9 protein-coding genes and 1 pseudogene are annotated in these 9,176 nt (G+C 68.8%); 8 read left to right on the top strand and 2 right to left on the bottom strand.

The annotated features are described in order from the left end of the window. Nucleotides 1–401 precede the first annotated feature (401 nt). The gene (locus tag ABTY04_RS39390) at nucleotides 402–611 is read left to right on the top strand and encodes a hypothetical protein (protein WP_352218248.1); all 210 of its coding nucleotides are present in this window, start codon (nucleotides 402–404) and stop codon (nucleotides 609–611) included. A gap of 393 nt (nucleotides 612–1,004) precedes the next feature. Continuing rightward, nucleotides 1,005–1,235 (top strand): annotated as a pseudogene (locus tag ABTY04_RS39385) (helix-turn-helix domain-containing protein); the annotation flags it as partial. Nucleotides 1,236–1,265: 30 nt separating this feature from the next. Here the strand turns inward: ABTY04_RS39385 and ABTY04_RS39380 are convergent. Continuing rightward, nucleotides 1,266–2,069, bottom strand: coding sequence for an aminoglycoside 3'-phosphotransferase (locus ABTY04_RS39380; RefSeq protein ID WP_352218246.1), 804 nt, complete (start codon nucleotides 2,067–2,069; stop codon nucleotides 1,266–1,268). A 297-nt stretch (nucleotides 2,070–2,366) separates the two neighbouring features. On the opposite strand from ABTY04_RS39380, the gene ABTY04_RS39375 reads away from it, so the two are divergent. From ABTY04_RS39375 to ABTY04_RS39365, 3 genes are all read left to right on the top strand, one after another. Next, entirely contained in the window at nucleotides 2,367–3,284 is a 918-nt protein-coding gene (locus tag ABTY04_RS39375; RefSeq protein ID WP_352218245.1) for a hypothetical protein, read from the top strand. A gap of 318 nt (nucleotides 3,285–3,602) precedes the next feature. Beyond that, on the top strand, nucleotides 3,603–4,622 hold the full coding sequence (locus tag ABTY04_RS39370) for a right-handed parallel beta-helix repeat-containing protein (RefSeq protein ID WP_352218244.1): 1,020 nt from the start codon (nucleotides 3,603–3,605) through the stop codon (nucleotides 4,620–4,622). 371 nt (nucleotides 4,623–4,993) lie between these two features. After that, nucleotides 4,994–6,250 carry a S53 family peptidase gene (locus ABTY04_RS39365; protein WP_352218243.1) on the top strand — a complete coding sequence of 419 codons (1,257 nt, stop codon included), beginning with the start codon at nucleotides 4,994–4,996 and terminating at the stop codon, nucleotides 6,248–6,250. A 78-nt stretch (nucleotides 6,251–6,328) separates the two neighbouring features. Here the strand turns inward: ABTY04_RS39365 and ABTY04_RS39360 are convergent, their stop codons facing one another. Continuing rightward, nucleotides 6,329–6,511, bottom strand: a complete 183-nt coding sequence (locus ABTY04_RS39360; protein WP_352218242.1) for a hypothetical protein — start codon at nucleotides 6,509–6,511, stop codon at nucleotides 6,329–6,331. Nucleotides 6,512–6,626: 115 nt separating this feature from the next. Here ABTY04_RS39360 and ABTY04_RS39355 point away from each other — a divergent pair, with 115 nt between their 5' ends. The 3 genes from ABTY04_RS39355 to ABTY04_RS39345 form a co-directional block, all read left to right on the top strand. After that, nucleotides 6,627–6,884, top strand: coding sequence for a transposase (locus ABTY04_RS39355; RefSeq protein WP_352218241.1), 258 nt, complete (start codon nucleotides 6,627–6,629; stop codon nucleotides 6,882–6,884). A gap of 530 nt (nucleotides 6,885–7,414) precedes the next feature. Beyond that, complete coding sequence (gene ltrA / locus ABTY04_RS39350; protein ID WP_352218240.1) at nucleotides 7,415–8,845, top strand: group II intron reverse transcriptase/maturase; 1,431 nt, start codon at nucleotides 7,415–7,417, stop codon at nucleotides 8,843–8,845. Between the two features lie 137 nt (nucleotides 8,846–8,982). After that, a partial coding sequence (locus tag ABTY04_RS39345) for a transposase (protein WP_502996820.1) occupies nucleotides 8,983–9,176 on the top strand: 194 nt, incomplete at its 3' end.

The following is a 9,176-nucleotide window of genomic DNA, read 5'->3' as shown; positions in this document are numbered from 1 at the left end:
AGCCACCGCGCCTCCAGCGGTCGAAATGAACGTCACCGCACATCCAACCGCCACGACCACCAACCCGGCGAACCTATGCGGTCACAGCACTAGTCAGCCACCCCCACACAGCGGGGGAACCTTAGGAGTTCCCGCAGTCGGCCAGCGGGTCGGTCAGGCTTCGGGTGGGACAATCAGCCTGTCTTCGAATATACGCCGGGGACCCCAGATCGGAGAATCCAATGGCCATATCCCACCGCTGGCGTCTGCGGGGCTACGCCTCTGACGGCTACTCGGGTGCGGAAGCCCGTTCGTTGCTCGTACACAGGCTGGACTGGGCGAGCCAGGAGACATGGTTCGAGGATGGCCAGGGCCGCCTCCTGTCTGTGGTAACCAACGGTGAGCGCGCGATGGTTGCTCTGATGGACGGCGCAGACGATCCCGGGGAGCACCTGGTCGATCCGCGCGGCGAGGGCAATTCTGGCGGATATCTGCTGTCCAACGGGCAGATCGACACGTACTCCGACAGGGAAACTGTCCCCTTCCCCGTCGCCTGCCAGGCCGTGGAGCACTTCATCGAGCACGGCCTCTGGCCCGACAACCTGGTGGTGGAGGAAGACCGCTGTCCCTGAATTCAGGGACACGCTCGCCGCCGGCATCGAAGGCCCGGGACACCGCCATCTACCAGGCCCTCAGCCATGGCCAGGGGGATCCCACCCTGGCCGCTGGGCACGGGTGTGGGCCGCACACAACGGCTACCCCAGCGGCGGCCAGCCCCTGGCAGCGGACACCGAAAGCGGCCGTCCGCAACGCGGCGGCCAACTGGCGGCTGACGCACCGAGCCCAAACCGAAGGCCACTCTCAGCTCGGTCATCCGTCCGGACGCCCGGGCCCCTGCCACCCCCCGCAGCCGCGTCCCATACCTGCGGCAGCAAAGTCGGCAGCGACGCCAACGGGATTACTGACAGTGAAGGTGGGTTGTCGTAGGGGCTGACGATCGGTGATCGTCGCGGTATGCCAGGTGTATGAGGTATCCGCAGGGTGGGGGTCTGACCGCTGAGAGGCAAGCCTTTCGCGAGCGGATCCGGATGGAGGCAGCGGTGATGTTCGCCGCCGGGCGGGGCAGTACGGACATCGCGAAGGAGTTACGGGTCAGCGTCCGGTCGGTCCAGCGGTGGCGGCAGGCCTGGAAAGCGGCTGGCCCAAGCGGGGTTCGATCCCGTGGCCCGGCGTCCCAGCCCAAGCTGAGTGACGCGCTGTGAACCACGCGACCGCCCAATGCGTGCTCAGTCCGACAGTTCCCATAGCAGCCGGTAGTACATGATCCGTTCCAGGTCCGGCTCGACTCCGTAGGCTTCGAGTAGTGGCTCTTCCCATCCCGGGCCGTAGTTCCACTGCGTGCTCCATGTGGCGACAGCGAGGTCAGCCCAGCGGTCGGCGACACCGAGCGTGCCGAGGTCGACATGTCCGGTCCACATGCCGTCGTCACCGACCAGCGTGTTGGGAGCGCAGGCGTCGCCATGGCAGACGACGAGCCGGTCGACGGGCGGAATATCAGCGAGCATGCCGAGCGCGCGCTCGACAGTGCCGAAGTGCTGAAGGTCCTCAGGCAAGTCCGCCGGACCGGTCATGCCCGCCGCCCCTCGTGACCGCGCACTCTCCAGGCGCTTCTTGGCCGACCAGTCGAACGGGCAGTCCGCGACGGGCAGCGCGTCATGGAGCGCCCGCAGCCCGGAGCCGACCGCGCGCACCGCGGTGCCGGGATCGCGCTTCCAACGCTCGTCCACCGCCGTACGTCCGGGCAGGCCATGGGTGATGATCCAGGACCCCGCTTCGTCAGCGCCCTCGCCGAGTACCCGCGGCACCACCGTGAACCTCGCCGCCCACTGCAGACGCGCCACCTCAGCCGCAAGATCGATACCGCTGCCGACCGGCGTCCACTTCACAAACTGCCGCGTATCACCCGAGCCGACTTGGAACGTCAACCCGCCGAGCTCGTTCTTCCATACTGCCCGCACCGGCTGCCCCGCCGCGAGCTTGGTGACGATACGTGGAGGCTCGACAGGCCCTTGGGGCGAAGAGGCGATCATCCGCTCATCCTCACCAAACCAGCCGGTAGCCAGCCAGCCATTTTCAGATACTTCGGTAAGCAGCCCATGCAACCAGCCGCAAATGATCCCGGCCAATCCACAGGATTTGACAATTCCTCGCCTTCCGTGACGGCGGCACCCTGTTCACGGACGGCTTCACCTTCACCTCGGTGGGATCCGCCTGTCGGCGTGCGAGCTGAAGTGCGGGCGCGGGGGAACCGGGTTGCGAGGCGGTCGGGGCTGCGGTGGAATCGGGCAGGCTGTGCACCTGCGGCCCAGGCGGGGAGGGGTCGGTACATGGACGGGACGACAGCGCTGGACAGAGTGCTGCAGCAGGCGCACGTGGTCCAGGTGAGCTCGGTGAGCGGGTTCGGGGTGGACGGAGAGATCCGGGTGGACCTCTCCGATCCGGCGGAGTCGGCGCAGATCAGGATGGCCATGGCCGTGGAATCGCTGCCCGGGTTCCACTGCATGTGCGGCGGGGACGTCCGCTTCGAGGTGTTCGACCGGGACGGTGGGCGGCTTGCAGTCATCGTCCTGCACCACGGGGCGACGCTGAGGTGGGGGCAGTGGGAGAGCGACGCCGTCCTCGCTGACGGCCGCCTGCTCCTGGCGTGGCTGGACGGGCACGGCATGCCCGGCCCCATGCAGCAGTTCGAGGCCGACCGGCTACGAGCGGAGGAAGGGGCCGAAGAGGAGCGCAACTGGCTGGCCGCGATGCCCGCCGGACTGGAGGGGACCGGCGACCGGATCCTCGACCTCTCCCGCACAGGTGGCAGGCCCTCCCCCGAACTGCTCGCGGAACTCACGGACCGACTGCAGCTGACGTTCCCCGACCCGGTGGATCGGGTGCTGGCCCTGCTCGACTGGTACGGCTCCGGCAGCGGGCGCTGCTCCGGTTACCCCGTCCACGAGGACGTGCCCGGCGAGCTGCTTGGCAGGGTTCCGATCGCCGATCTGCTCGCCGGGCTGGCCGACCCGCGGGCCGAGGAGCGGCACGATGCCGGGGCCGTGCGGCATCTGGTGGGCTGGAAGACCCGCCCGCGCCAGAAGCGGGACGTTGCCGGCCTGCCCGAACCGCTGCGCGCCCGTCTGCTGGCGCACGCCCGCCGCTCTGGAGACTCCGACAAGCAGGGCCGCGCCGAACGGTGGTTGGCACCCCCGGGTTCCTCCCGGAGACCTGGAACCCGGCATCTCCGAAGGCCGATCCCGTAAAAACAGCCCGCCGGGCGAAGTGCGGCATCCCCGAGAGTCTGGGCCACGTCGAGAGTCTCTCTTCTCCGGCATGAAGGATGCCTACCGTGGTCTGGTGGGCTTGGTACCAGCGACTGAGGCCCGTGAACCACACCGGTCATCGGCCCCGGCCGTTCGGGGGACGCACGGGCTGCCTCCAGCGCGGCTCCGCCCCGCCGACCGTGCACGGGGGCATCCCTTGTTCCACGCGTGGGCGCTTATGCCGCCCTCGCCCAGGCGCGAGAGCAGGGCAGGGCCGCCGGTCCCGCCCTGCCACAGAGACGGAGGAGCGGAATGCGCATGCGAGCGGCCCGGGCGGTGTGGCGTCGGCGGGTGCCGGCGGCGACGGTGACGGTGATGGCGGGGGCGGCCTGCCTGGTGGGGGCGGTCCCGGCCGCGGCCGTCCAGGACACCGTGGTGCAATGCCGCACCCAGAACCTGCAGGACGCGATCGACGCGGCCCCCTCAGGGGCAACGCTGCGGGTGGCGGGAACCTGCGTCGGCAACTTCACCATCAGCAAGGACCTGACCGTGACCGGACTGAAAGACGCAGTCTTGGACGGCAATCAGGCAGACTCCACCGTGACGGTCACCGGAGCCGTCCAGGTGCGGCTGGACAAGCTGACCATCACCAACGGCAACGGCTTCGTCGGCGGCGGCATCTACAACGGCCGCGGTGAGGTGGCGCTGACCGACTCGACGGTACGCGACAGCGACGCCGGCTATTTCGGCGGTGGTATCTACAACGAGACCGGCGGCACGGTGACGCTGGACCACTCCACGGTGCGCAACAACACCGCCGGCGTCGGCGGCGGCATCTACAACAACACCGGCGGCACGGTGACGCTGAAGAGCACCACGGTGCGCGACAACGACGGCGACAACGACGGCGGTGGCATTGAGAACAACGGCACGCTGACGCTGTACGACTCCACAGTGAGCAGCAACGCTGCCGATTTCGGCGGCGGCATCCACAACACCGGCGGCGGCACGGTGACGCTGGTCCGCTCCACACTGGAGCGCAACATCGCCTCGGGCATCGGCGGCGGCATCGACACCGGCGGCACGCTGACTCTGGACCACTCCACAGTACGCAACAACACCGCCGACATCTGGGGCGGCGGCATCAACAACAACACCGGGACGACAACGCTGAAGAGCTCCACGGTGGAGCGCAACAGCGCGAACGGCGGTCCGGGCAGCGGCGGCGGCATCTACAACACCGGCGGCGGCACGGTGACGCTGGACCACTCCACAGTACGCAAGAACCACCCGGACAACTGCGCCGGGCCAGACCCCGTCCCCGGCTGCACCGGCTGAACCTCCCCACGCCCGTCTGCGGCCCCGGCCAGAACACCGCACCGCACCAGCGGCCCGCCGGGGCCCGAGATCCATGGGTTCACTGCCGCTACCTGGCTGCCCCTCAAACCTCCGTGCCCGCCGCCCCGAATCGGGGGTCGCAGTAGTCGACCCCGTATGAGCTACCGCGAGTAGGCCGTAAAGGTGAGGGCGCTGCTGCATCCGAAGCGTCCACTCGTGGCGGACACAGCTGTCCGCCATCCGCGATGCCGATGATGTCGCCTGATGCCGCCCACACCGGCCGGGGCCGCCCGCGTGAGGAAACCAAACCGGGCGCCAGGGCCGACGCCTGGGCGCATTCACCCACGCGCCCAAAGCAATGAAGGAGCGTCATGCGGCCAGTGCGCACCGTGCGGTTGCTGCTGGGAGCAGTGCTCCTGGCCCTGAGCCTGGCAGCCGCTCCCGCGGGTGCCCAAGCCCGCCCCCAGGACCACGGCAGACAGCCCCAGGCCGCCGGACCCACGGGCGACCGCGACGGGAGGGAAGTGGGATACAAGCACGTATGCGCTCCTCCAACGGGACCCGACCGGGCCTCCTGCATGGCCCTGCTGCGCACCGACCTGCCCCCGCTGCACACCGCGAAGGACGAGAGCCAGATCCCCGGCTACCACCCCGAGGACATCCAAAGCGCCTACGACCTGCCCCGCCACGGCGGCGCCGGACGCACCGTCGCCATCGTCAACGCCTTCGACAACCCCAACGCCGAAAGCGACCTGGCGGTCTACCGCCGCACCTTCCACCTGCCGCCGTGCACCACCGCCAACGGCTGCTTCCGCAAAATCAACCAGAACGGCGGCACCACACCACCCCCCACCACCGATCCCACCTGGGCGCTGGAGACGTCCTTGGACCTCGACGCCGTGAGCGCCGCCTGCCCCGACTGCAAGATCCTTCTCGTCGAAGCCAACAACAACCTCCTCGTCTCCAGCCTGCTACCGGCGGTCGACCAGGCCGTGGCGCAGGGGGCCAAGTTCGTCTCCATGAGCTGGGCCGCCCCGGAGCAGCCCGCCGAGACGACCCTCGACACCCACTTCCCCCCGGGCATCGCCTTCGTCGCCGGCAGCGGCGACAGCGGCTACCCCGACCAGAATTACCCGGCCACCTCCCGCTACGTCACAGCGGCCGGTGGCACCACTCTGCACCGGATCCCGACGCACAACGGCTACCGCTGGTCCGAAACCGCGTGGCTCGGCAGCGGCTCGGCCTGCTCCCTCTACGAACCCAAACCGGCCTTCCAACACGACCCCGGCTGCCCGCGCCGCACCACCGTCGACATCTCCGCCCTTGCCAGCCCCTTCCCCGGTTTTGCGATCTACAACACGTTCAGCGGGTCCGGATGGGGCGTGAGCGGCGGAACCAGCCTGGCAAGTCCGCTGATCGCCAGCATGTACGCCATCGCCGGCACACCCGGCCCCACCGACCGCCCGAACTCCTACCCGTACGCCCACCCCGGAGCCTTCAGCGACGTCCTCGCCGGGTACAACTCCTTCGCTGGCTGCTCCCCCGCCTACCTCTGCGTCGCCCGCCCCGGCTACGACGGCCCCACCGGCCTCGGCACCCCCCGTGGCGTCCGAGGACTGCGGCCTTAACATCCCGTCAGAAGCGTCTCAAGCGGTTTGAGGGCATAGTCGATAACGAGCAGCCGCTCCCGCTCCCCCCGGCCCCGGTCAGGGCATGGACTCGGCGGCGGACACGGCCAGGGCTTCGACCAGCTCCTCCCGCGCGATCACCCGTCGGTCCAGCTCGATCTCCGCTGCCTCCAGCACCTCAGCCAGCCGCGCGACTTCCTCCCGCAGGCCCTCCACCCGCACCCGGGCAGCAGCCTCCCGCTCCTCCAGCATTCCCAGCACCGACGCGTTGTCGAGGTGTCCGTTGTCGCTCCGTCCTCGTTTCGGTGAGCAAGTCCCGCCTCTGACCGCGCAGATCGCGAGGGCGAGCAACCCGGGCGGTACGGCGGCGATGTGGGTGAGAGACCGCCTGGACGGGCTGTGGCGTGACGAGGACTTCGCCGACTGGTATCCGCGTGACGGTCGACCGGGCCTCTCGCCCGCCCAGCTGGCCACCGTCTGTGTGCTGCAGTTCGTGCTCGGCCTGTCGGACCGGCAGGCCGCCGAGGCGGTCCGCTGCCGCATCGACTTCAAGTACGCCATGGTGCGCCACGAGGCGCCACTACTCCGGGCAAGGGTGAGAGACCCTTGTCGCTGGTCTGTCGCAGCAGACTAGCGAAGCTGGGGGCAGCCTGATCGCGGAGACGCGCGGGAGGGCGGTAAGCAGCCCCGACAACGACGGGACGCATCGGCACTGCCAGACGGTGCGGGTCCGGCAAGCGAGACGAGACGCCGTACGAGAGGAACCAGCGTCCGAAGCCCCGTAACACTTGAACCGGCTCCAATCTGGCGGATCTGGGCCGGGAAGCAGTGCACACCACCGAAGTTGGTGGTGACTCCGAAGCCGGATTCATAGCGCCGGTGGGGATGCCATGCTGAATGCCTGCGGCGTAGGCATGGCGAGGCTGCCGGGGCACAGCTGGACGGCTCACTCGACAACCGGGTGGTGGTGAACGTGGGAAGCGTCTTGGTGTCGCCCTTCCCGTCCAACGGCCAGTTGGGCGGAGGGCAGGTCCGTCGTCGGCTGACGGCACCGGGGCGTGGCGGAGTCCTCGTAGTAGTCCGAGCGCGCGAAAGGCGCGTACATGGCGAAGGGGGACAGCAAGTCAGCAGTGGAAGGACTGGAAAGCCAGGAGGTTGTCGCCGGTGAACACCGACGAGCTGCAGAGCGCCCTGTTCGGGGCGGAGCTGCGGGTACTGGAGATCCAGACGAAGCTGCACCGTTGGGCCCGCGAGGATTCTCATCGCAGGTTCGATGACCTGTTCAACCTCGTTGCCGATCCCGCGTTCCTGCTGGTCGCGTGGGCTCGGGTGCGGGGCAACAAGGGAGCCCGCACGGCTGGAGTGGACGGCGAGACCGCCTACTACGTGGAGACCGTGCGGGGCGTCGAGATCTTCCTCGACGGGCTGCGGACCTCGATCAAGGGCCGCAGTTTCTGCCCGCTCCCGGTTCGGGAACGGATGATCCCCAAGGCGGGCGGCAAGTTGCGTCGTCTGGGGATCGCGACCGTGACCGACCGGGTGGTGCAGGCGTCCCTGAAGCTGGTGTTGGAGCCGATCTTCGAGGCGGATTTCCTCCCGTGCTCCTACGGGTTCCGCCCCAACCACCGGGCCCATGACGCGGTGGCCGAGGTCCGCCACCTCACGTCCCACTCCTACGAGTGGATCGTGGAGGGCGACATCAAAGCCTGCTTCGACGAGATCTCGCACACGGCCCTGATGGACCGGGTGCGCGCTCGCGTCGGGGACAGACGCGTCTTGGCCCTGGTGAAGGCATTCCTGAAGTCCGGGATCCTCGGTGAGGACCACATCCTTCGGGAGAACAACACCGGAACCCCGCAAGGGTCGATCCTCTCCCCGTTGCTCAGCAACGTGGCCCTCTCCGTCCTGGACGAGCACATCGCCCGGGGTCCGGGAGGACCGGCGAGCACCTTCAACGACCGGCTCAAGCGCCGTCGCCGCGGACTGCCGAACTACCGGCTGATCCGATATGCCGACGACTGGTGCCTGGTCGTGTCGGGCACCCGTGCCCACGCGGAGGCGCTCAAGGAAGAGGCCGCCGGGGTCCTCGCCACGATGGGCCTGCGCCTGTCGCCGGAGAAGACCCTGATCACCCACATCGACGAGGGCCTCGACTTCCTCGGCTGGCGCATCCAGCGCCACCAGAAACGAGGCACCGAGAAGCACTACGTCTACACGTACCCGTCCCGCAAGGCCCTGGCGGCCGTGATGGACAAGGTCAGGACGCAGTGCCGAAAGACAGGCACCGACCTGCCGTTCGACACCCTGCTCATCCAGCTCAACCGGATGCTGCGGGGCTGGTGCGTCTACTTCCGGCCGGGAGTGTCCAGTGCAACCTTCCAGTACCTGACCTCGTATGTCTGGGGCCGGGTCATCTGGTGGCTGCGGCGCAAACACCCCCGGATGAACTGGAAGGACCTCCGCCGGCGATTCTGCGGCGGGGGCTGGTGGCCGGCCAGCGAGGAACGGGAACTGTTCAGCCCGGCGAAGGTAGGCACCACACGCTACCGGTACCGGGGATCAGTCATCCCCTCCGCATGGCCGACCACGGAATGAGTGAATTCCTCATGGATCGACAAGCGGGACCTGTGGAGCGCCCGTTGCGCTGAGAGGCGCACGGCGGGTGCGGGAAGCGGTCCGGAGAAACGGGCCGGTCGAAAGGCCGGAACCGCGCTCCGGACCGACTTCACGCCATGGAGCTGGACGACCCCGGGTTCCACCACAGCGTGCTGGCCGACTTCCGCGACCGTCTCACCGAGGACAACCGCGCCGACCGCCTCCTCGACCTCGCGCTGGCCCGCCTGAAGGAGGCCGGTCTGGTGCGCGAGCGCACCACACAGCGCACCGACTCCACCCACGTCCTGGCCGCGGTCCGCGACCTGACCCG

The organism is Streptomyces sp. NPDC097981 (assembly GCF_040302565.1).
In the GTDB taxonomy this organism is placed as follows: Bacteria; Actinomycetota; Actinomycetes; order Streptomycetales; family Streptomycetaceae; genus Streptomyces.
This window is presented reverse-complemented; position numbering and strand designations above follow the sequence as displayed.

Bases quoted from the DNA above. Each gene is read 5' to 3' on its own strand.
- ABTY04_RS39375 (WP_352218245.1), top strand. From the start codon at position 2,367: ATGGACGGGACGACAGCGCTGGACAGAGTGCTGCAGCAGGCGCACGTG.
- ABTY04_RS39380 (WP_352218246.1), bottom strand. From the start codon at position 2,069: ATGATCGCCTCTTCGCCCCAAGGGCCTGTCGAGCCTCCACGTATCGTC.
- ABTY04_RS39365 (WP_352218243.1), top strand. From the start codon at position 4,994: ATGCGGCCAGTGCGCACCGTGCGGTTGCTGCTGGGAGCAGTGCTCCTG.
- ABTY04_RS39390 (WP_352218248.1), top strand. From the start codon at position 402: ATGGACGGCGCAGACGATCCCGGGGAGCACCTGGTCGATCCGCGCGGC.
- ABTY04_RS39370 (WP_352218244.1), top strand. From the start codon at position 3,603: ATGCGAGCGGCCCGGGCGGTGTGGCGTCGGCGGGTGCCGGCGGCGACG.